Origin of the sequence: Faecalibacterium longum, assembly GCF_040094125.1 — a bacterium.
GTDB lineage: Bacteria > Bacillota > Clostridia > Oscillospirales > Ruminococcaceae > Faecalibacterium > Faecalibacterium longum.
This window is the reverse complement of sequence record NZ_JBBNIH010000070.1, coordinates 30,196-52,335: the sequence shown is the minus strand read 5'-3', so window position 1 is coordinate 52,335 and position 22,140 is coordinate 30,196. Positions and strand designations below refer to the sequence as shown.

At 58.1% G+C, this 22,140-nt stretch carries 21 protein-coding genes and 1 riboswitch; of the genes, 3 read left to right on the top strand and 18 right to left on the bottom strand.

Annotation, left to right across the window (positions count from 1 at the left end):
• Positions 1–176 precede the first annotated feature (176 nt).
• From AAAU26_RS01635 to AAAU26_RS01625, 3 genes are all read right to left on the bottom strand, one after another.
• On the bottom strand, positions 177–1,175 hold the full coding sequence (locus tag AAAU26_RS01635; protein WP_158396431.1) for an ABC transporter permease subunit: 999 nt from the start codon (positions 1,173–1,175) through the stop codon (positions 177–179).
• 18 nt (positions 1,176–1,193) lie between these two features.
• Positions 1,194–2,735, bottom strand: coding sequence for a sugar ABC transporter ATP-binding protein (locus AAAU26_RS01630; RefSeq protein ID WP_227619055.1), 1,542 nt, complete (start codon positions 2,733–2,735; stop codon positions 1,194–1,196).
• 169 nt (positions 2,736–2,904) lie between these two features.
• Positions 2,905–3,954, bottom strand: coding sequence for a substrate-binding domain-containing protein (locus AAAU26_RS01625; RefSeq protein ID WP_174235888.1), 1,050 nt, complete (start codon positions 3,952–3,954; stop codon positions 2,905–2,907).
• 512 nt (positions 3,955–4,466) lie between these two features.
• Here AAAU26_RS01625 and AAAU26_RS01620 point away from each other — a divergent pair.
• Positions 4,467–6,386 carry a diguanylate cyclase gene (locus AAAU26_RS01620; RefSeq protein WP_227619056.1) on the top strand — a complete coding sequence of 640 codons (1,920 nt, stop codon included), beginning with the start codon at positions 4,467–4,469 and terminating at the stop codon, positions 6,384–6,386.
• Between the two features lie 9 nt (positions 6,387–6,395).
• A complete protein-coding gene (locus AAAU26_RS01615; protein WP_227619057.1) occupies positions 6,396–6,743 on the top strand; it encodes an Hpt domain-containing protein in 348 nt (115 codons plus the stop codon).
• A gap of 72 nt (positions 6,744–6,815) precedes the next feature.
• On the opposite strand, the gene AAAU26_RS01610 is transcribed toward AAAU26_RS01615, so the two are convergent.
• The 12 genes from AAAU26_RS01610 to AAAU26_RS01555 all read right to left on the bottom strand — a co-directional run bounded on the left by AAAU26_RS01610 (position 6,816) and on the right by AAAU26_RS01555 (position 18,767).
• On the bottom strand, positions 6,816–7,955 hold the full coding sequence (locus AAAU26_RS01610) for a ribose-phosphate pyrophosphokinase (protein ID WP_149794891.1): 1,140 nt from the start codon (positions 7,953–7,955) through the stop codon (positions 6,816–6,818).
• 230 nt (positions 7,956–8,185) lie between these two features.
• Positions 8,186–9,340, bottom strand: a complete 1,155-nt coding sequence (metK, locus tag AAAU26_RS01605; protein WP_158400097.1) for a methionine adenosyltransferase — start codon at positions 9,338–9,340, stop codon at positions 8,186–8,188.
• 110 nt (positions 9,341–9,450) lie between these two features.
• A riboswitch (SAM riboswitch) is annotated at positions 9,451–9,549 on the bottom strand.
• Positions 9,550–9,646: 97 nt separating this feature from the next.
• Entirely contained in the window at positions 9,647–10,312 is a 666-nt protein-coding gene (deoC, locus tag AAAU26_RS01600) for a deoxyribose-phosphate aldolase (RefSeq protein ID WP_158387707.1), read from the bottom strand.
• 42 nt (positions 10,313–10,354) lie between these two features.
• Positions 10,355–10,492 (bottom strand): hypothetical protein, encoded by a 138-nt coding sequence (locus AAAU26_RS01595; protein WP_015565914.1) that lies wholly within the window; start codon positions 10,490–10,492, stop codon positions 10,355–10,357.
• A gap of 58 nt (positions 10,493–10,550) precedes the next feature.
• Complete coding sequence (locus tag AAAU26_RS01590; protein ID WP_217211795.1) at positions 10,551–11,168, bottom strand: GtrA family protein; 618 nt, start codon at positions 11,166–11,168, stop codon at positions 10,551–10,553.
• 87 nt (positions 11,169–11,255) lie between these two features.
• On the bottom strand, positions 11,256–13,166 hold the full coding sequence (locus AAAU26_RS01585; RefSeq protein WP_158396419.1) for a bifunctional 4-hydroxy-3-methylbut-2-enyl diphosphate reductase/30S ribosomal protein S1: 1,911 nt from the start codon (positions 13,164–13,166) through the stop codon (positions 11,256–11,258).
• Positions 13,167–13,424: 258 nt separating this feature from the next.
• Entirely contained in the window at positions 13,425–14,033 is a 609-nt protein-coding gene (locus tag AAAU26_RS01580; RefSeq protein WP_158396417.1) for a lysophospholipid acyltransferase family protein, read from the bottom strand.
• Positions 14,030–14,695: a (d)CMP kinase gene (gene cmk / locus AAAU26_RS01575; RefSeq protein WP_158396415.1), complete on the bottom strand. Its 666-nt coding sequence runs from the start codon at positions 14,693–14,695 to the stop codon at positions 14,030–14,032. The genes AAAU26_RS01580 and cmk overlap by 4 nt, the downstream gene beginning before the upstream one ends.
• 136 nt (positions 14,696–14,831) lie before the next feature.
• Entirely contained in the window at positions 14,832–16,121 is a 1,290-nt protein-coding gene (locus tag AAAU26_RS01570) for a BaiN/RdsA family NAD(P)/FAD-dependent oxidoreductase (protein WP_158396413.1), read from the bottom strand.
• Positions 16,122–16,249: 128 nt separating this feature from the next.
• Positions 16,250–17,035, bottom strand: a complete 786-nt coding sequence (locus AAAU26_RS01565; protein ID WP_227619058.1) for a M23 family metallopeptidase — start codon at positions 17,033–17,035, stop codon at positions 16,250–16,252.
• A 159-nt stretch (positions 17,036–17,194) separates the two neighbouring features.
• Entirely contained in the window at positions 17,195–17,845 is a 651-nt protein-coding gene (locus tag AAAU26_RS01560; RefSeq protein WP_207677646.1) for a hypothetical protein, read from the bottom strand.
• Positions 17,846–18,059: 214 nt separating this feature from the next.
• A complete protein-coding gene (locus tag AAAU26_RS01555; protein ID WP_227619059.1) occupies positions 18,060–18,767 on the bottom strand; it encodes a Bax inhibitor-1/YccA family protein in 708 nt (235 codons plus the stop codon).
• A gap of 110 nt (positions 18,768–18,877) precedes the next feature.
• On the opposite strand from AAAU26_RS01555, the gene hemW reads away from it, so the two are divergent.
• Positions 18,878–19,960 (top strand): radical SAM family heme chaperone HemW, encoded by a 1,083-nt coding sequence (gene hemW, locus AAAU26_RS01550; protein ID WP_227619060.1) that lies wholly within the window; start codon positions 18,878–18,880, stop codon positions 19,958–19,960.
• A gap of 3 nt (positions 19,961–19,963) precedes the next feature.
• Here hemW and AAAU26_RS01545 read toward each other — a convergent pair whose 3' ends face one another.
• The 3 genes from AAAU26_RS01545 to AAAU26_RS01535 are packed head-to-tail and all read right to left on the bottom strand — an operon-like array spanning position 19,964 to position 22,041.
• A complete protein-coding gene (locus tag AAAU26_RS01545; protein WP_227619061.1) occupies positions 19,964–20,653 on the bottom strand; it encodes a DUF6199 family natural product biosynthesis protein in 690 nt (229 codons plus the stop codon).
• An 18-nt stretch (positions 20,654–20,671) separates the two neighbouring features.
• On the bottom strand, positions 20,672–21,271 hold the full coding sequence (locus AAAU26_RS01540) for an ATP-binding cassette domain-containing protein (RefSeq protein ID WP_227619062.1): 600 nt from the start codon (positions 21,269–21,271) through the stop codon (positions 20,672–20,674).
• The gene (locus AAAU26_RS01535; protein WP_015565901.1) at positions 21,268–22,041 is read right to left on the bottom strand and encodes an ABC transporter permease; all 774 of its coding nucleotides are present in this window, start codon (positions 22,039–22,041) and stop codon (positions 21,268–21,270) included. Before AAAU26_RS01535 ends, AAAU26_RS01540 begins: the two co-directional genes overlap by 4 nt.
• Positions 22,042–22,140: the final 99 nt, after the last annotated feature.

Genomic DNA, 22,140 nt, shown 5'->3' with positions numbered 1-22,140 from the left:
GGGCCGCGGCCCCAACAGCGACTCCCTGTTTCCGCCGCTGGCGGCGGTCGTCGCCGTTGCCCCTAGTAGGGGAGGTGGCACGGCGTCAGCCGTGACGGAGAGGTTTAACCTATTATAACAAAGTGGGCCGCCCACTGCAACGAGTGGACGGCCCGATAGGCGCTCTCTTAGGGAAATTACTTCTTTGCGAGGTACTTGCGAATATCGATAGCAACAGCCACGATGATGACAAGGCCCTGCACGATGTAAGTGTAAGAAGAGTTGACGTTCATGAACTGCAGAGCGACCTTCATCAGCTCGAAGACCAGCACGCCGACGAGGATGCCGGGGACAGTGCCGACACCGCCGGTGGTGGAGACGCCGCCGATGGTAGAAGCTGCGATGGCGTCCAGCTCATAGCCCATTGCAGTGTTGACGGATGCGCCGCCGGACTTTGCAGCCAGCAGGCAGCCTGCCAGACCGAACATGCAGGAGGCCAGGATGTAGATGCGGATCTTGGTGGCGTAAACGTTGACACCGGCCACCTCGGCAGCAGCCTCGTTGCCGCCGATGGCGTACATATACTTGCCGTGACGGGTCTTGTTGTACAGGAACCAGAAGCAGCAGGCCACGAAGAGGGCGATGATGATCAGCACAGGAACACCGAAGAGGGTGTTGGAGGCCAGAGAGGTGAAGTCCTTGTTCAGAGAGCCGATGGGGGTACCGCCGGTGTAGACGAGGCAGATACCGTAGACCACCTGCTGCATACCCAGGGTAGCGATGAAGGGCTGGACCTTCAGGTAACTGACCACGAGGCCGTTGCACAGGCCCACGATGGCGCAGATGGCGATGACGAGGATGAAGACCACGGGGGTGGGCAGAGTGGGCATATTGGGGTAGAACTTGCCGGCAGCGCCCTCGGTCTGCGCAAAGATGCAGGCCAGGCAGGCAGCGAAACCAGCCAGACGGCCTGCGGACAGGTCGTTACCGGTGGTGATCAGACAGCCGGAAATGCCCAGAGCGATGATGTAGCGGATAGAGACGTTCTTGAACAGGTTGATGATATTGGCCAGTGCGAAGAAGTTGGGGTGGATGATGCCGACGATGAGGGACACGGCCAGCATCAGGACGATGATGGCGTTGTTGCCCAGCCACTTCTTTACAGACTTGCCCGTTACTTTCTTGGTAGCTTCCACGATAGACAGCCTCCTTGTTTACTGATTGGCCGCCGCCGCTTCGGGCGCGGTCTCGAACTGGGTCGCCAGAGCCATGATGTTCTCCTGCGTAGCATCCTTGCCGTCGATGAAGCCGGTGATGCGGCCATCGCACATGACCATGACGCGGTTGGACATACCGATGATCTCGCTCATTTCGGAGGAGATCATGATGATGCTCTTGCCCTGCTTGGCCAGGTCGGCGATGATGCAGTAGATCTCATATTTTGCGCCGACGTCGATGCCTCGGGTGGGCTCGTCCAGAATGAGGACATCGGGGTTGTTAGCCAGCCAGCGGGCGATCAGCACCTTCTGCTGGTTGCCGCCGGAAAGGCTCTTGATCGCCGTTTTGGGGCTGGGGACCTTGATGGCCATCTTCTCTTTGTTGGTAGCCACCAGCTCGAGGATCTTCTTGTCATCCAGCATGATGGGACCCTTGCGCAGGGCGTCCAGAGATGCGATAGAGATGTTATCGGCCACGCTCAGCACGCCCATGATGCCGGTGGCGCGGCGGTCCTCGGTCAGCAGAGCCACGCTGTGCTGGATGGCGTCGCGGGGCTGCTTGATGGCGACTTCCTGACCCTTGATCCACACCTTACCGGCGGTGTGAGCGCGCAGGCCGAAAATGCCTTCCATCAGCTCAGTGCGCTGTGCGCCCACCAGGCCGGCCACACCCAGGATCTCGCCCTTCTTCAGTTCGAAGCTGCAGTGGCGGAAAGAGCGCGGATGGATGGAGGTGAAGTCTTCCACCTTCATCATGATCTCGTCGGAGGGGTGGTTTTCCAGCGGGGGATACAGGTTGGACAGTTCGCGACCGACCATCTTGGCGATGATCTGCTCTTTGGTCATGTTGGCGACGTCCCACTTGCCGATATAATGACCATCACGCATGATGGTGACTTCGTCGGCAATGACCTTGATCTCGTCCATCTTATGGCTGATGTAGACCAGAGCGACGCCCTGCTCTTTCAGCTCGTTCATGATGCGGAACAGGGACTCGACTTCGTTCGCAGTCAGCGAGGAAGTCGGCTCGTCCAGGATCAGCACCTTGCAGTTTGCGGAAACAGCCTTTGCAATTTCCACCATCTGCATCTGTGCGATGCTCAGTGTACCCAGCTTTGCGTGGGAGTTGATGTCCAGCTTGAGCTTTTTCAGCAGGTCATCGGTATCTTTGTACATCTTGGCATGGTCCACGATGGTGATGGGACCAGCCTTCTTGGTGGGGTAGCGGCCCAGCCAGATGTTCTCGGCCACAGTACGGGCCGGGATAGGCTGCAGCTCCTGATGCACCATGGCGATGCCGCGGTTCAGTGCATCCAGCGGGGTGGGGATGTTGACCTTTTCGCCTTCGTACTCGATCTCGCCCTCGTCCATCTTGTAAATGCCGAACATACATTTCATCAGGGTGGACTTACCGGCACCGTTCTCGCCCATCAGGGCCATGACTTTGCCGGGGCGGAGCTCCAACTGCGCGTGGTCCAGCGCTTTCACGCCGGGGAAGGTCTTTACCACGCCTTTCATTACCAGACGGTATTCTGACATTCCTCAGAGCCTCCTTGTCTTTGGGTCTTGGAAAGTGCGTCTTTTGCCGACAGGTTCTTAAAATAAGGCGCGTGCGCGGAGATATTTTCTCGCACGCACGCGCTTTTTTAGCTTTTAATTAAGCCTTATTGGTTCACTGCGCACCTTGCAACGATAGGGTTTTGGCTGCTTACTTGATGTACTGTGCAGCGTTCTCCTTGGTGACCTTGACGTAGTCGACCCAGTAGTACTGCTCGACCTTGCTGCCCTCGACGTACAGCTTGGTAGCAGCTGCGGCGGCGGTAGCCTGACCCACGTCATCGTTCAGAACGGTGCCGGTCATGTTGCCATCGACGACATTCTGGACAGCCTCGCTCAGTGCGTCAACACCGACCAGATAGACGTCCTTGCCGACGGTACGGCCAGCCTGCTGCAGAGACTGCAGAGCGCCCAGTGCCATTGCGTCGTTGTTGCAGAAGACGACTTCGATCTTCTCGCCGTACTGTGCCAGAGCGTTTGCGACGTCCTGCTGTGCGGTGGTCTGGTCCCAGTTGTCCAGGTACTCGTACAGGCACTCGACTTCCTTGCCGGCGTCGGTCAGAGCCTTGATGGAGTACTCGGTGCGGTACTGAGCATCAATGTTCTCGGGATCGCCCTTGCACATGATGTAGGTGATCTTGCCGTCGCCGTTGATGTCGCCCTGAGTCTCGGTCTCGAGGATCAGCTCGCCCTGATAAGTACCGGACTGACGTGCGTCAGCGCCAACGTAGCAGCACTTGTCTGCGTAGGAGTCCAGAACGCTCTTGTCGGGCTCACGGTTGATGAAGACGATGGGAGTCTCAGAGGGCTTGATGGTATCAACGATGGTCTGAGCGGAAGTGGTCTGGACGGGGTTGATGATCAGGACGTCCACGCCCTGCTGCAGGAAGGTGTTGATCTGCTCGGTCTGGGTGTTCTGGTCGTTCTTGCCATCGACGATGGTGACGGCGTAGCCCATGTCCTTCAGGTACTCTTCCAGATCGGTGCGGTACAGGGTCATGAAGTTATCAGCAAACTGATAGATGCAGACGCCGACATTAGCAGAGCCGGAAGCAGCAGCTGCGGTAGAAGAAGCAGCGGTAGAAGCTGCAGTAGAGGAAGCAGCAGTAGAAGCGGAAGAACCGCCGCAGGCAGTCAGAACGCCGGTAGCACCCACAACAGCGGAAGCTTTCAGGAAGTCACGACGAGAAATCATTTTCATAATCTTGTTCTCCTTCATTAACGCTTATCACAGCATCTCGCAAAGCGCACTCGTTACACGTTTTGCGGTTTCTGTTTGTATTATAACCATCCGTCCGACCGTTCGCAATAGAACAAATAGACAAGATTATTTGCTATATTTTGTGAGTGTTCCACAATACATTCTGTTGTATCCAAAAATCTTTTTGTTAAGCAGCACAATTTTTCATATTTGTGCAACCAGCGTCCAAATTTATTGTGTCTGTGCGTATTTTTATCAAATCGGTTACAAACTTTTCGAGCCGTTTCGCGCCGGGATGCAACAATTTTATCGGTCTGCTCCAAATTTCTATTTTCCCGGGAATCCCGGTAGACTGTCATTCCATTTCGGAAATATTTCTTTATGCATTGACGGATTTCCCATGATTGTGGTAGTATATTACATGATTATAATTATCCGCTGCAGAAGGACTGCTGTTTCTCGCCCTCCTTCCACGCCATACCTCGTTACCTCGTTATAATAGGAGCGACATCATGTCCGAACTTACCGAGCAAAATTTGACACGCCAGCAGGCCGAACAGGAGATGGCCTGTCTGCGCAAGATATATGCTTCCGTCCGTCTTCTCGACCCGAAGATGCTGGCGGAAGAACCCTGCTACCCGCCCTGGAAGAATGTCCATCCCTGCACCAGCTGCGTGGGGCGCGAGGCAATGGCAGGCAAATGCCAGTGCTCCAAGCTGGAAACGCTTGGCAGCTCCCTCTATCAGGTCACGGCCCGCTATGTCGAGGTGGACGGCAAGCCCTATGTGATGGAGATGATCCTGCCGCTGGACGCCAGCGCCCGCAGCACCCTCAACTCCAACGAGCTCATCTACCGGGATGCCCTCACCGGTGCCTACAACCGCCGTTTCTATGAAGAGGAATTAAAGCACAAGTACCTTAACGCCGGCGTCGCCATGATAGACCTCGACGACTTCAAGCTCTGCAACGACACCTACGGTCACTCAGCCGGTGACGCAGCGCTCCGGCTCATCGTCTCCATCATCCACCGCCGCATCCGCTCCACCGATATGCTGGTGCGGTACGGCGGCGACGAGCTGCTGCTCATCCTGCCCGACATCTCGGCTGAGGCTTTCGTGCGCAAGCTCAAGGACATCAACAAGCGCCTCTTCGCGGCCCATCTGCCCGAGTTCGAGAAGATGCACGTCTCGGCCAGCATCGGCGGCGTGATGGCCGCCGGCATCCCCATCAGCGATGCCCTGCCCATCGCCGACAAGCGGATGTACCTTGCAAAACACAGCAAGAACACTGTCGTCACCGAGGACATCGCCCCCGATGCCGTCCGCTCTGAAAATGACCACCGTCCGATGGTGCTCATCGTGGACGACTCCCCCATGAACCGTGACATCCTTTCGGAGATCCTCTGCGATGATTTCGAGATCCTGGAAGCTCCCAACGGCCCCAAGTGCCTCGAGCTTCTGAACGCCTGGGGCTCGGATATTTCCATCGTGCTGCTGGACATCGTGATGCCCGACATGGACGGCTTCGATGTCCTCTCCCGGATGTCCGCCCAGGGCTGGCTCGAGGACATCCCCGTCGTGATGATCTCCAGCGAGGATTCCTCCCAGACCGTCCGCCGCGCCTACGAGCTGGGTGCTTCGGACTACATCAGCCGCCCCTTCGATGCCCGCATCGTCCACCGCCGCGTCTCCAATGTCACCCGGCTCTACGCCCGTCAGCGCCGTCTCAGTGCGCTGGTGTCCCAGCAATTCTATGACCGGGAGAAGAACGACCAGATGATGATCGGCATCCTCGGCCAGGTCATGGAGATCCACAACAGCGAGAGCATCCACCACATCTCCCGGGTGCAGCGCATCACCAGCATCCTGCTGGAGCGTCTGTGCCAGAAGACCGACATCTACGGCCTGAGCGGAATGGACCGCTACCTCATCACGACGGCCTCTTCCCTCCATGACATCGGCAAAGTTGCTATCGACGACCGCATCCTCAACGCCCACGACCTGACGCCAGAACAAACTGCCATCCTCCACACCCACCCCATTCTGGGTGCGCAGATGCTGGAAAATCTGTCCCAGTATCAGGACGAGCCGCTGGTGAAGTTTGCGATCCAAATCTGCCGCTGGCACCATGAGCGCTGGGACGGCAGCGGCTATCCCGATGGCCGGAGGGGCGATGACATCCCCATCGCAGCACAGGTGGTAGCGCTGGCGGATGCCTATGACGGTCTGGTCGGCAAGCGGGACAAGCACGAGGCCCTCTCGCAGGAAGAAGCGGTCGCTGAGCTGACCGCAGGAAAGCGCGGTGCTTTCAATCCGCTGCTGCTGGAATGCCTGCGCGACGTAGAAGACCGGCTCGCGGAGGAGACTGAGGGAGATACCCCCGCCCCCCCCCCGAAAAAAGGAATTCTCTTTGACGAAACTGTTCTTGAGTGAGGTATAAAAATGACGTTGGAACAAGTATATGCAGCCATTGGCGGCGATTACAAGGGCGTGATGGAGCGTCTGCCCAGTGCTGACTTTGTCCGCCGCTTCGCGCTGAAATTTCTACAGGACGACAGCTTCCCGAACCTGAAAAAGGCGCTGGAAGAGAAGGATGCCCCGACAGCATTCCGTGCCGCTCACACCCTGAAGGGCGTCTGCCAGAACCTCGGCTTCGATGCACTGTACGCCCCGTCCAGTGCTCTGACGGAAGCCCTCCGCGGCGGCAGCCTTGACGGTGCCGACGAGCTGTTTCCTCCGGTAGAGAAAGAATATCAGCGTGTGGTCGAGGCGCTGAAAGCATTAGAATAACGAAAAAACACCCGCAGTGCATCAGCATTGCGGGTGTTTTTCTATTGGATGAATATCAGGAAATATCTGTCATTATTTCCGGCTTGCCAGCAGAGCCTCGATCTTCTTGATGGGGTCGATGATGCTGGAAACGGACATGTCATGGTTCAGGGCCACGACGAAGTATGCGGCGTACTTGGAGACGTCAACATCGACGTACCAGTCACGGGTCAGCAGCTCAGGCATACGGTAGGTCAGGTTGGTGCCGGTGACGTAGTCCAGAATGCCGTCGGCCACAGCCTTGTCGAACTTCTCGAGGCCGCTGGTGAAGAGCGGGAAGGTGGCGTTGGCGATGATGCGCTTTGCGCCGCGCTCTTTCAGGTTGGTGGCAACTTCCAGCATACTCTCGCCGGAAGCGATAATGTCGTCAGCGACGAAGACGGTCTTGCCCTCGACGGAATCGCCCAGATACTCGTGAGCGACGATGGGGTTGCGGCCATTGACCACGCGGGTGTAATCGCGGCGCTTGTAGAACATACCCAGATTGCAGCCCAGCACGCTGGAGAAGTACATGTTGCGGCTCATAGCACCCTCGTCGGGGCTGACCACGATGAACTTGTCCTTGTCGAAGCTGATCTCGGGGTTCTTCTTGAGCAGGTTCTTCAGGACCTGATAGGTGGGCATCGCATTGTCGAAGCTCATCAGAGGCACAGCGTTCATCAGGCGGGGGTCGTGAGCATCAAAGGTGATGATGTTCTTGACGCCCATGGCCTGCAGCTCCTGCAGAGCCACAGCGCAGTCCAGACTCTCGCGGGACACGCGGCGGTGCTGACGGCCACCGTACAGGCTGGGCATGATGACAGACACACGGTGTGCCTTACCGGCCACGGCCTGGATGAGGCGTTTCAGGTTGGCGAAGTGGTCATCCGGAGACAGGTGGTTCTCATAGTTGAACAGCTTGTAGGTCACGCTGTAGTTGCCGGGATCAACAACGATGAAAATATCGTCGCCGCGCACCGACTCCTTGACCAGACCCTTGGCGTCGCCGCTCTGGAAGCGGGGGCAGGCGCTCTCGATGATAAAGCTATTGGTCTGGTAGCCGGCCTCGCTGGCCCAGCGCACCAGATGCTTGTCGATGAGGTTGGTCAGCTCCTCGGCGCCCGGGCAGGCGATGAGGCGCAGGTCGGCGACCTGAGGCTGGTGGAAGCAATCCTTAGGGATAATGACAGACATAATTATAGCTCCTTAAAGTTTCTTTTATCAGTTGATAAAATCAGACGTTGAAGTGCATATCCGCTATTTATTCTATCACATTTTCGGCGTTTCGACACTAGAAACTTGCATCCAACCTGCATTTTCTGCGCCTTGCACATCTCTTTTTCGAAAAAGAGCCGGAGACTATGTGTTTTTTACAAAAACCATACATTCTCCGGCTCAAAAGTCATTCTTTTAAGTTTTTACTCTTACAGGGCAGCGACAGCAGCCTTCAGCTCTTCGACGCGGTCGGTGTTCTCCCACTTCACGCCCAGGTCCTCGCGGCCCATGTGGCCATAAGCAGCCAGCTTGCGGTAGATGGGCTTGCGCAGGTCGAGGTCGCGGATGATGGCGGCGGGGGTCAGGTCGAAGACCTTCTCCACAGCCTGCTCGATCTTCTCGTCAGCCACGACGCCGGTGCCGAAGGTGTCCACCATGATGGAGACGGGCTTTGCCACACCGATGGCGTAAGCCACCTGCACCTCGCACTGCTTGGCCAGACCAGCGGCCACGATGTTCTTGGCCACCCAGCGGGTCGCATAAGCGGCGCTGCGGTCCACCTTGCTGGGGTCCTTGCCGGAGAAAGCACCGCCGCCGTGGCGTGCGTAGCCGCCGTAGGTATCGACGATGATCTTACGGCCGGTCAGACCGGTGTCGCCCTGAGGGCCGCCCACGACGAAGCGACCGGTGGGGTTGATATAATACTTGGTGTTCTCGTCCAGCAGCTCGGCGGGGATGGTGGCCTTGATGACCTTCTCCATCACGTCGGCGCGCAGCTGCTCCATGCTGACGGCATCGCTGTGCTGGCTGGAAATGACCACAGCGTCCACGCGGACGGGCTTGCCGTCCACATACTCGACAGTGACCTGGCTCTTGCCGTCCGGACGCAGATAGTCCAGCTCGCCGCTCTTGCGGACTTCGGTCAGCTTCTTGGCCAGCTTGTGGGCCAGGCTGATGGGCATGGGCATCAGCTCGGGGGTCTCGTCGCAGGCATAACCGAACATCATGCCCTGATCGCCGGCACCGCCGACCTCATCGTTGGTGCCGAGGGCGATGTCGGGGCTCTGGCCGTCGATGTTGGAGATGACGGCGCAGGTGTCGGCATCGAATCCGAACTTTGCGCGGGTGTAGCCGATGTCAGCCACGACCTCGCGGACGATCTTCTGGAAATCGACGTAGCAGTTGGTGGTGATCTCGCCCATGATGTGGACGAGGCCGGTGGATGCGCAGGTCTCGCAGGCCACGCGGGCGTCGGGGTCATGGGTCAGGATCTCGTCGAGGATGGCGTCGGAGATCTGGTCACAGATCTTGTCGGGATGGCCCTCGGTGACGGACTCAGAAGTAAACAGACGGTGCTTTGCCATTTTTGTACCTCCTTGGCGTTGGGGTGTGTGTATCGATATTGACAGCTTCCTACTCGTTCATCAAGTTTATGCAATTAAAAACGCTCAGAACCGAAGCTCTGAGCGTTGCACTCTTATCTTTCGGTTTCCCGCAGGATTTGGCACCTTATGCTCACACACAGGTTGTCGGGCTTCACAGGGCCTGTACCCTCAGCCGCTCTTGATAAGTCGGTATTCAGTTTGTCCGGGTAATATCTTATCATTGCTTCGTCGAAATGTCAAGAAGAGTCGCACTCTTTTTTGACATTTCGCGCAGATCGATAAGGATCAATAACCCTTTGCCTGCTCGCCGTTCAGGATCTTGACGGCGCGGGAGGTGCCCAGACGGTCTGCACCGAGGGCGAGGAACTTCTCCATATCCTCGACGGTGGAGATGCCGCCGGCGGCCTTGACCTTGCAACGGCCGGCCACGCCCTTGACCATCAGTTCCACGTCGTGGAAGTTTGCGCCGGCGGTGGAGAAGCCGGTGCTGGTCTTGATGTAGTCAGCGCCTGCCTCGCAGACGATGTCGCACATCTTGCGCTTCTCGTCGTCGGTCAGCAGACAGGTCTCGATGATGACCTTCAGGACCTTATCGCCCACAGCCTGCTTGACGGCGCGGATGTCCTCGCGGACGGCGTCGTACTCGCCGTTCTTCAGGCGGCCGATGTTGATGACCATATCCACCTCGGCAGCGCCGTTCTCGATGGCAGTCTTGGCCTCAAAAGCTTTGGAAGCGGTGTCCATTGCGCCCAGAGGGAAACCGACCACACAGCAGACCGGGATGCGGCCCGCCATGTACTCGACAGCCTGCTTCACATAGCAGGTGTTGATGCAGACAGAAGCCGTGTGGTTGGCGATGGCCTCGTCGCACAGGGTCTGGATCTGGGGCCAGGTAGCCTCAGGCTTGAGCAGGGTGTGATCGACGTGGGACAGGATCTCTTCACGATTCATACTTTTTTCCTCCTGAATCGAAGTTGTTTTGAAAACAGCTTCTTAGTTCTTGGTGGCACGGCGTACCTTCGCCATGCCGACAGCGCTCAGGGCAATGGCCGTTGCAGACACCGTTGCGCCGATGATGCCCAGCACCAGACCGGAGACCAGAAATGCAAAACCTTTCAGACCACGTTTCATAATACCGTACCTCCTGAAATTATATCAGATATTTTTCTGCCGCCGACAGAAAAATATCTCACTTACGCTTAAAAACGATGAGCTTGCTGAACACATAATTCAGCACGACCACCACCACGTTAGAGAACACCTTCACCGCCATGCCCCAAAGCGCCTGGGCATCGTAGAAGCTGGTGACAAAGATGGCCGTCGGGCCGTCGGCACCGCCAATGATGGCAATGGCGGCAGAGCCGTCGGAGATGGAGGGAGCGGGCGCTGCGCCGCCGGTGGCCATGTGCAGCACCGTATCCGGGCCAAACCAGCCAGCCAACAGGCTCAGCGCACCGTTCATAAAGCTCTCCACCAGAGCCGCCCCCTGGGCGGCCAGCAGGTTGCCGAAGATCATCATGATGGCGGCATCCAATACCAGTGTACCCAGACGGCAGGTGACGAATGCACCAAATTCTTTCAGCGCTTCTCTGCCCTGCGTCCGGCTGGCGAAGACGAACGCCCGGTTGGTGACGTAGGCGAACAAAATGCAGATGACATTGTCCAGCACATTGCCCCAGCTGTTGGCAGCTTCGTAGCCGAACAGGCGGCTGAACAGCGCATACAGTACGATGTTCAGCAATGTGGTCAGCACACCGAAAACGAGATAAGCCAGCACCTCGCGGTGCTTTATAAACCAGTTTTTCATAATTGTACAAAAACAGCCCCGCCGCCGTTTTCCCGGCAACGGGGCTGTAGTTCGCATTGTGTCTGATGAGACTATGCTGCGGGCTGATTACTCAGCGTCGTCGTTCAGCAGAGCCTTCATGGACAGGCTGATACGCTTCTTGTCGAAGTCAACATCCAGCAGCTTCACGTCGACCATATCGCCGACCTTCAGTGCGTCGGAGACCTTCTCAACGCGGTCATTGCTGATCTCGCTGATGTGGACCAGACCGTCAACACCCGGCAGGATGCGGACGAATGCACCGAACTTGGTCAGGGACACGACCGGAGCATGGAAGGTGCTACCGATGGGGTAGTTGTTCTTCAGCTGCTCCCAGGGGTTGTCCTCAGCCTTCTTGTAGCCCAGAGAGACCTTGTGGTTCTCGGTGTCGATATCCTTCACATACACCTCGATGGTGTCGCCAACGGAGACGACCTCAGAGGGATGCTTGATGCGGTTCCAGCTCAGCTCGCTGATGTGGCACAGACCGTCCACACCGCCGATGTCAACGAATGCACCGTAAGAGGTCAGGCTCTTGACGACGCCAGTGTAGGTCTTGCCGACCTCGACGCTTGCCCAGAACTCCTCACGCTTAGCCTTGTTCTGCTCAGCGGTGACCTTGTTGATGCTGCCGACGATCTTGCGGCCGGAGCACTCGGTGACGACCAGCTGAACGTGCTGGCCGACCAGAGCAGTGTAGTCCTCGTCGCGGCGCATAGTGGCCTGAGAACGGGGGACGAACACCTTGACGCCCTTGACGTTGACGACAACGCCGCCCTTGTTGAACTCGGTGACGTCGCCCTCGACGACCTCGCCGGACTCAGCTGCCTTGGCGATCTCTTCCATGCCCTTGCGAGATGCGAGCTTCTTGCGGGAGAGCTGGATGACGCCATCCTGATCCATAACCTTCTCGACGATGAGGTCCAGCTCATCGCCAACTTTCACCAGGTCCTCGACCTTGGCGGAGGAATCATCGGTCAGCTCGCTCAGCTTGACAAAGCCGGTCTGCTTAGCTCCGATATCCACCTGGATCTCGTTGGCAGAGATGCTGGTCACGATTCCTTTCACAATACTGCCTGCATGAACACGCTTTTCCTCGGATGCGTTCAGCATCTCCTCAAAGCTCATGCTGTCATTGATTTCTGCGCTCATACTGTTAAGTACCTCCTCAATAATAGACGATGGCGTTGAAGCCCCGGCTGTGACGCCCGCCGTCTTTACATCTGCAAACCATTCCGGCCGAAGTTCGCTCGCTGTCTCGACCGTTACGGCTCGCGTATGCTTTGCGGCGACCTGTACCAGCTTTTGGGTATTGGAAGAATGATGACCGCCAATGACAACAATGATGTCGCATTGTTGGCTGAGGTCTTCCGCTTCCTGTTGCCTCGCCCACGTCGCATTACATATTGTATCAAAAATTCGGGCGTTTGTATAGGCTTTTTTGAGAAACTCCGAACTTTCTTGCCATTTTGTTACCTGAAATGTGGTCTGTGCAACTGCAAAAATGGGCTTTTGGGGGTCCGAAGGCCCTTTCCACGCCTTCAGCTGGGCCAAATCGCTGAAAACGAATACCTCTCCCCGGGTATGTCCGACGATGCCCTGCACCTCCGGATGGGACGCATCACCGGCCACCACGAGCACTGCACCGGCGGCTTCGGCCTCGGAAGCGATCTTCTGTATCTTCTTCACGAAGGGGCAGGTGGCATCGTGATAAGTGCAGCCCCGGGCTTCCAGCTCGTCGTAAATGCTGCGGGGGACACCGTGGCTGCGGATGACCACCTCGTAGCCCGTAGGGACATCAGCGGGGGTGTCTGCTACCAGTGCGCCCCGGCGCTCAAGGTCTTCCACGGTCTGGGGGTTGTGGATGAGGGGGCCGAGGGTGGCCACCTTGCGGCCCTCATCCAGCAGACCGTAGGTCAACTTGACCGCGCGGTCCACGCCGAAGCAGAAACCCGCAGTCTTTGCAAGTCTGATTTCCATTGTACTCTCCTAAATTCAACCTCTCCGTCACCGCTGCGCGATGCCGCCTTCCTTACCGAGGGGAGGCTTTGGCATTCCGCAAGGCTTCATCTCTTCGTCAGAGGGCTTCCCTATTAGGGGCAACAGCGACGACCGCCGCCAGTGGCGGAAACAGGGAGTCGCTGTTGGGGCAGCGGCCAGCGAGACGCAAGCAATGCGAAGCGGATGCTGGGAGCCGCAACTCGGCCTTGTCGAGCGATAGCGAGACTGAGAGGTTCATCACAATTCACTCCACGCATCCAGAACGGCCTGCTTATTTTCCCGCAGTTTCTTTATGTCGCGGCGGCCTTCCATTGCAAACTGTGCAGCGGGCATGGGCTCGCCGAAGATGACACGCACCTTGCAGAACAGCTTCATCTTACCATCAGGGGTGTCGTAGTAGATACGGCAAGGCACGACGTCCACATTTGCTGCCGCCGCGATGACGAAGAGGCCGCTCTTGAGGGGAAGGAACTTTCCCTCCTGCTCCCGCGTACCCTCCGGAAAGAGCAGCAGTGTACCGCCCTCCTGACACTTTTTCACGGTGTCGTCGATGACACTGACCTCTTCTTTCGTGCCGCGGACACAGACTGCACCGGCGCACCGGAAGAACCACGACAGGAATGCGTTTATCTCGAACAGCTCTTTCTTGGCAAACACGGTCATCCGCTGGCCCCAGAATCGGGCGATGACGACGAACACCGGGTCGATGGCTGAGATATGGTTGGGGGCAATGATGCAGCCCTTCGTGCCGATTTTTTTCAGGTTCTCCCTGCCCTCACACCGGACGCGGAAGCCGATGTGGAACACCAGCCATGCCAGCGGGACCAGAATATAATATAGTATCATCTGACCTTCTCCGTGATAATTTTCTTCATGGCCTCAAAGCTCTGCTCAAAATTCAGCTCCGAAGTGTCCAGCAGCACGGCATCGTCTGCCTGCTTGAGGGGGGCTGCGGCGCGGTGGGTGTCCTGATAGTCGCGCTGCTTGACGTCGGCCAGCACATCTTCGTAGGGGGTATCGATGCCCTTCTGCTGGTACTCCTTCCAGCGGCGGGTGGCGCGGGCCTCCGGGCTGGCGGTGAGGAAGATCTTCACAGTCGCATTGGGCAGCACCACGGTGCCGATGTCGCGGCCATCCATCAGGATGTTCTGCGTCTTGGCCATGTCCCGCTGCATCTCCAGCAGGAAGGCGCGCACCGCCGGATTTGCACCCACGGCAGAAGCCGCCATTCCCACCTCTTCGGTGCGGATGGCCGTGCTGACGTCCTCGCCATTCAGATAGATATGCTGTTCACCCTCGATAAAAGCAAACTCGAGGGTGATATTGGGCAGCAGCGCATCGACTGCCTCGTTGTCCTTCGGTTCTTTGCCCGCGCGGAGGGCATAAAGGCCGATGGTACGGAACATCGCACCGGTGTCCACATAAATGTAGCCGAAGTCCGCAGCCAGACGCCGCGCCAGCGTAGATTTGCCTGCGCCCGCAGGCCCGTCAATCGCAACAGAAATCATTTTTATATCTCCTTCTCTATGAATCTGAAATTTCCAGCCGCTTAAACCTCTCCGTCACGGCTGACGCCGTTCCACCGCTGGCGGCAGTCGTTGTTGTTGCCCTAACGAGGGGCCGTCTGCGAAGCAGACTGAGAGGTCATTCCAGATGATTCGCAAAACTCTGTGCCGTGCAGAATGCGATTTGCAGATTGTAGCCGCCGGTATAGGCGTCCACATCCAGCACCTCGCCTGCAAAGTAGAGGCCGAGGGCCTTTTTGCTCTGCATGGTCTTGGGGTCAACCTCCCGCACCGACACGCCGCCTGACGTGATGACTGCGTGTGCCAAATCGCCCCGGGCGTCGATAGTCACCCGCCAGTGCTTCATCAGCTGTACCAGTTCCCGCTTCTGCTCCCGGGTGATCTGGTTTGCCCTGGTGGCCGGGTCGATGCCCCAGCGGGCCACCATGACCGGCTGCATACTGGACGGCAGCAGCTTCACCAGTGCGCCCTGCGCCGCGTGGTTCGCCAGAAGGGCAAAGTCCCGGGTGATGCGGTCATAAAGCTGTTCCTCACTGAGGGCAGGCTTCAAATCAATAAAAGCTTCGTACTTGTGCTTTTTCATGTCGCCCAGATGGCTCGACGCGCTGAGGGTCAGCGGCCCGCTGATGCCGAAGTGGGTGAACAGCATCTCGCCCTGCTCCTCGAAGATAGGTTTGCCGTCCTCGTGGAGGGTAAGAGTCACGTTCTTGAGGGCGAGGCCCATCATCTTCTTGCAGTCGGCGTCATGGCTCACGAGGCTGACAAGGCTGGGGACAGGCTCCACGAGGGTGTGGCCCGCCTGCTGGGCCAGCTTGTAGCCGTCGCCGGTGGAGCCGGTGGTGGGGTAGCTCAGGCCGCCCGTTGCCACCAGCACGGCGTCCGCCTTGTACTCCCGGCCCGAAGTTCCCCGTACACCCACGCAGCGATAGGCCGGGCCGGGCTTTTTCTTTTTCGGGTGGCGCGGATTTTCCGGCGCGGCAGGCGCTTCTTCCGGCTGGGCCAGCGGCTCCAGCAGCAGCTTTTTTGCCCCGTCGTGGACGATGTCCGCTCCATCTGCGTACCGCAGAAGAGCCTGCCGAATCTCTTCGGCCTTATCTGACACCGGGAACACCCGGCGTCCGCGCTCCACTTTCAGCTCCACACCGAGAGACTCAAACAGCTCCATCGTCTTGGCCGGCGGGAAAGCCCCCAGCGACGAGAACAAAAAGCGGGGGTTCGTCCGCACATGGTGCAGAAATTCCTCTGCGGTGCAGTCGTTGGTCACATTGCAGCGGCCCTTGCCGGTGACGAGAATTTTCTGAGCCGGCTTTTCCATATGTTCCAGCACCGTCACCTCATGCCCCTGCCGCAGGGCCGCGCCCGCCGCCATCAGGCCGGCAGCACCGCCGCCTACCACTAAGACCTTCATGTTTCGTTTCCTCCGCTTTTTCTTCTGTCTTCACACTTATTCTAGTTTATCATACCAGAATCGACCGCCAAAAGCAATGTGAAAAAAACAGGTACAGCGTTCTGCTGCACCTGCCCGGAAAATTTTGCTTATTTCATGGCCTTGATGGGGTCGAGATACTTTTCGCCCTCCATGACTTCCAAGTGGATGTGGCTCTCCTCGGCACACTCACAGCTCACGCTGCCCACCTTGCCGATGGTCTGCCCGACCGAGACGGTGTCGCCCTTCTTCACCTTGGCATCCGTCGTACCGCAGACCCGCCAGATCCTGCCGGAAGCATCTTCGATGGCGACCACAGGCCCCCACTTGTCGTCCGTGCCGGTCTCCACCACCTTGCCTGCCGCCGGGGCGGTCACTTCCGCGCCCCTGCTGGCGGCGTAGTCCACACCGTTGTGGGTGCGCCAGTCACCCAGCGTCTTGCTGTAGACCAGCTCATCGCCGCTGTAGCTGTTTAAGACGCGCCCCGAGACAGGCTGCGTGGAGGCAGGCGCAGCCGAACTGCTGGCAGGCAAGGACTCGGTTTGCAGCGCGGAGGGTTCGCGCACCGAACCAGACCCAGACCGCGCACCAGAAGAGGACGCAGCCCCACCGGACGAGCTGTCGGCTTTTGGCACATTGGCCACACTGTTTGCTGCGGGTGCGTTCTGCTGCTGCCATTCGGCTTCCTCCTCTCCGGCAACGCCGGGCGATGTGTTGATGCCCTCGTCGATGCCGGGGGCGGTGCTGGACGGGCTTCGCACCGCGTCCAGATCTTGCTTCAGCTCATTGCGCACCGTGCGCACAGCCCACACACCGGCCGCTGCCGCCGCCAGCAGGCAGGCGGTAAGCACCAGCGCAAAGGCTTTGTCCCGCAAAAACTTTCTGAATTGCTCCATCGTTCGTTACTCCAATCCATCTTTGTGTACGGAATCGTTTCTTTGGTGGTAGTTTGGAGCGGCAGAGCGGGGTTTATTCATAAGGACGAAAAAAGGCCCCGGCGGACCGGGGCCTAACGGGTTCATGATTCAGTGGGCGGGCATTGCTGCGGCTGAGGCTCAATCCTTACTAGCACCTTCGCCCATGCCATTGTCACCCGGCTGATACTTCGGATTCGTTACAGCAGTGGTCTGGAAGAGCGCGATCATGTACTTCTTACCGCCAACCTCGCCGGTCGCAACGGCAACATAAGATTTGTCACCCACAGTCCAATTAGGCTCACCATTATCCCACTCCGTGTCAGGAGCATTGATGGGGCCTATGGAAGTCATCAGCTGACCTGCATAGTAAATGTTCTTATTGCTACTTGCAGACAGCGTTGCGCTAATATCGGCAAAGCCACACTCATACAGCGGCGAACCATCACCAACATTTGCTTGAGTAAACTTCGCTGCCCAAGCCCCCAGCTTCAGCCTTGCAGCTTTATCTTTCATAATGGCGTTGTACACATCATCGAAGTCCTTGGCATCTCCAAAATCGATGCCCTTGCCGACCTCATCCACGGTCTTCACCAGTGCGTTTACCTGTTCCTGCAATTCTTTATTGCCCTTTTCGAAGGTAGTATCCACACCATAGACCTTCGCCCAGTCATTCAGCGCATCGAGCATTTTCACGGTAGCCACACTATTGCTGTTGTTACAGCCCGTCAGGACGGACAGTGCCAGCACGCCCGCGAGGGCTGCGGCGAGAACCTTTTTGAACAGTTTCATTCGAAACCCCTCCTCAATAAAAATAAGCTCTGTGTGCTGCTGCCGCAAACATCATCTGCCGCATCACCACACAAATTTTACCCCCCCCCGGCATTCTGTCAACCTTTCCCTCGATTTTTGGCAAATCGCACAGTTATCATGATTCAAAGCAGGCATTCTGACAAAAAAGAGCCGCCGTGCAAACGCTCTGCACGGCGGCTACGAAAAATTTGATTTAATTGTTGCGGCTGCGGCTGTTCATGCCCAGCAGACGGACAACGTACAGGAAGATGTTGATGAAGTCCAGATACAGGGTTAGTGCGCCATAGATGGAAGCCTTCTCGGCCAGCTCAGCGTCGCCTGCATAGTAGGCGTAGATCTGGCGGAGCTTCTGGGTATCATAGGCGGTGAGCAGCATGAACACCACCAGGCCGATGCCGCAGTAGAGCACCGAGGTGCCGAAGCCAAAGCCGAAGAGCGCACCCACGAGGCTGGTGACAATCATGGCCACCAGAGCCATCATGAGGCGGGGACCCCAGCCGGTGAGGTCTTTATGGGTAGTGGTGCCGTACACAGCCATGAGGCCGAAGTAGACCGCCGTGGCGAGGAAGGCCATGACCAGCGTGCCTACCGAGAACATCAGGAAGTAGTAGCTCAGGACCATGCCGTTCAGGATGGCGTATCCGAAGAACGCGGCTCTTGCACCGTCGATGGACATCTTCTGCACCCGGGCGCTGAGCATGAACACCAGCGCCAGCTCACCGATGGTAAGCAGGAAGTAAAGCGAATCGACCAGATAGATAAGGGACGTGGTCGCCGTGATATAGGCCATTGCGAAGGTGACGAGCAGGCCGCCGGCCATCCAGCGGTAGGTGCGGGTCATATAGTCCGATGCGCTCATCGAAGGCTCCGCATAGCCGCGGTCATAGTTGTTGTAATCCATAAGGAATCCTCCATTCAAAATCAGGGCATCGGCATCGGCCTTGCCCCGGTCTACGAAATATAGTATACTGCATAGAAATGAACGATTCATGAAAAAGGCTGTGATATTTGATGTCCCTCGGACTTTATCTGCATATCCCTTACTGTTTTTCCAAATGCCGGTACTGTGATTTTTACTCCGCCCCCGGCCAGCGCGGCGTCCCCCGGGCCTATGTGGACGCCCTTTTGCGGGAACTCTCCCGGTTTGCGCCGGACGCGCCCCTGCGGCCGAACACCCTTTATTTCGGCGGTGGAACGCCCAGTCTGCTGGACCCGGCAGACGCCGCCCGGCTCATCGACGCCGCGCAGCCCCTGCCCGGGGCCGAGATCACGCTGGAAGCCAACCCTGAGACCGTGACCGAAGACTCTCTCCGGGCATTCCGGGAGGCGGGCGTCAACCGCATTTCCTTCGGCGTCCAGTCGGCCCGGGACAGCCAGCTCAAGACGCTGGGCCGCCCCCACACGGCAAAGCAGGCGCGGGCCGCTTTCTCCGCCGCACGCCGTGCCGGGTTCGAGAACATCAGCGGCGACATCATGCTGGCCCTGCCCCATTATACGCAGGCCGAGTTCGACGAGACGCTGGAGCTTATCGAGGATGGCGGCGCGGCCCACATTTCCGCCTACCTCTTGAAGATCGAGCCCGACTCCGCCTTTGGCCGGACGCCCCCCGAGGGTCTGCCCACCTCCGACGAGGCGGCAGATTTTTACCTCTACGCCGTCGAGCAGCTGGAACATCATGGCTACCGGCAATATGAGATCTCCAACTTCGCCCGCCCGGGCTATGAGGGAAAGCATAACCTCATCTACTGGGACTGCGGCGACTATCTGGGCATCGGCCCTGCGGCCCACTCCTGCATGGGCGGCAAACGGTTCTACTACCCCGCCGACACCGAAGCCTTTCTGCGGGACGAGGCCGCGCCCGTCATGGACGGCGGCTGCGGTGCGGAGGATTATCTCATCTTGCAGCTGCGTCTGCGCAAAGGTCTGAGCCTCGACGAATACAAAAAACGCTATGGCAGGGAGTTCTCCACTTCGCAGCTGTCCTTTGTGAAAAACTGCGTGAAGAGCGGCTACGCCAACTTTGACGGCCACACCCTCGCCCTCACGCCTGCCGGGCTCATCGTACAGAACAGCATCCTTGCCGAGCTGCTGTGAGCCTCAGTGAACAGCAAAGCTCATCACCGCCAGCACAAAAACACCGATGATGCTGGTAATGCGGCTCACCCTCTGCATCGCGTAATACCATTCGGTTGGCTCACCGCCGTACACTTCCAGCCCGTGGCGGAGGTTCCAGAACAGCAGCGGGAACCGGACATCCAGCACAAGGAGCACCACCAGCGCCCCTATCGGCAGCAGGAACGCCACGCTGCCCCGGCTCTCCCGCCGCCCGCCGACGGCCACATTATAGAGCCAGTTACAACTGGGCCAGAGGTCGGATCTCCGGTATTCGCCGTTGACGATGACGTTCACCTCGTCGGCAAGGCCCCCATCGTCTTCCCTCCACAGGATGGCGTCGCCGGGGTCGCCCAGCGCGGTCCCGGTAAAAATGACCACTCCGTCCTGCTCAATTTTTACGCCCGGGTCGCTCATGCCTTCGGCTTTCGATTCGAGCCGATAGTGCCGCGTTTCTCCGTCCATCGTGAAATCCACTTCCGCACCGTTTTCCGTCTGAGCAACCTGCATGGTGTAGGCGGCATACGCATCCTTGCCCGAAAAGCTGCCGTCGGCCTGACGATACAAAAAGGCATCCCGCAGCCAGACGCCCGGGCGGAGGGCGGCCCAGAGATAGAGCACAGCGAGAAGCAGCGCGGTAAGAACGCAGAGCAGGCAGCTCGTCTTTTTCTCCATGGTCAGGCTCCTTTCGTTTCAGCCCAGTTCGATTATTTTCCACCCCAGCTCCCGGATGGCTTCTTGATCATGGGTCGCCAGCAGGGTGGGCTTTGTGCCGCAGCGTGCCTTGAGCATGGCTGCGGCTTTTTTCATGACGGCGGGATCCATGCCGGTGAAGGGCTCATCTAACAGAAGCGTGTCGCTCTCGGCCCAGAGAGCGCGCAGCAAGGCGGTGCGGCGCTTCTGTCCGCCGGAGAGCTTCCGGGCAGGCAGGGCAAGGGCCTCGTCATCTAGTCCCAATTGTATAAGGTCATCTCGTATCTGCTCTTTGTATTGTATTTTGACCTTGTACTGTTCTGCGTTCAGCACCAGCGCCACATTCTCTTCGGCGGTCAGCTGGGGGCAGAGCCTGTCTTCCTGAAAGACCGCGCCGACCCGGCCCACGCCCTCCACGCTGCCGGAGGTGGGCGCTTCCAGCCCCATCAGGATGCGGAGCAGGGTCGTCTTGCCCCAGCCGCTTGGCGCCCAGAGCACCGCCGGGTCGTCCACAGTAAGAGAGAGGTTTTCGAAGAGGATTTTCTCTCCGAATTGTTTAGACAGATTTTTTATTTCCAGTTTGTTGTTGGTTTCACTCATTTTTCAGCCCCCTCTTCTCCCAGAACTGCCGCTACCGCTTTATCCAGCAGAGCGAGGAACAGCTTTTCGAATACGGCGCTCAGCAGGATGATGACGAAGGTCCAGGCAAACAGCTCCCCGGTGGAAAGGGTAATTTTTGCCCGGTAAAGCGCGTCGCCGATGCTGCCGTCCGGCAGTCCGATGACCTCTGCTGCTACGCCGCTCTTCCAGCAGATGCCCAGCGCCACGCTGCATCCCTGCCGGAACGCGGGCAGCACCGCCGGGAGCCAGACCGCCCGCAGACGCCGCCCCAGAGGCAGACGGAACACCTGCGCCATTTCGAGAAGCTGGCGGTCAGCACTCCCGATGCCGGTACGCACTGCGCTGTAGAGGACGGGCAGCACCATCAAAAAGCTGATAAGGACGGACAGCGACGAGCCGCTGACCCACACCAGCGCCAGAATGATGAAGCTCGCCACCGGAGTAGCCTTGACCAGCTGCATCACGGGGGCGAGAAGGGCGTCCACCCACTCCCACTTTTCGGCGGCTACCGCCAGCACCGCGCTGGACAGAACGCCCAGCCCGAAGCCTAACAGGATGCGCCCGGCGCTGAAACCGATGCGCTGCCAGAACTCGGCCTGCGGCAGCAGCTCCACCAGCGTACCGATGGCCTGCACCGGCGAGACAAGAAAGACTTCCTGCCCGATGGCCGCAGCCGCCGCCTGCCAGACGCCCAGCCAGAACACCGACGCCGCTAAGATTTGAATGCGGCGTTTTTTTGTTTTATCCATGTATTTCTTTGCTCCTGTTCGTTTTCTCGCTTTCAGAATATCACATCATGTATGAGAATACAATCCTTCATCTTTTCTTCTCTTGACATGAAGGTCATA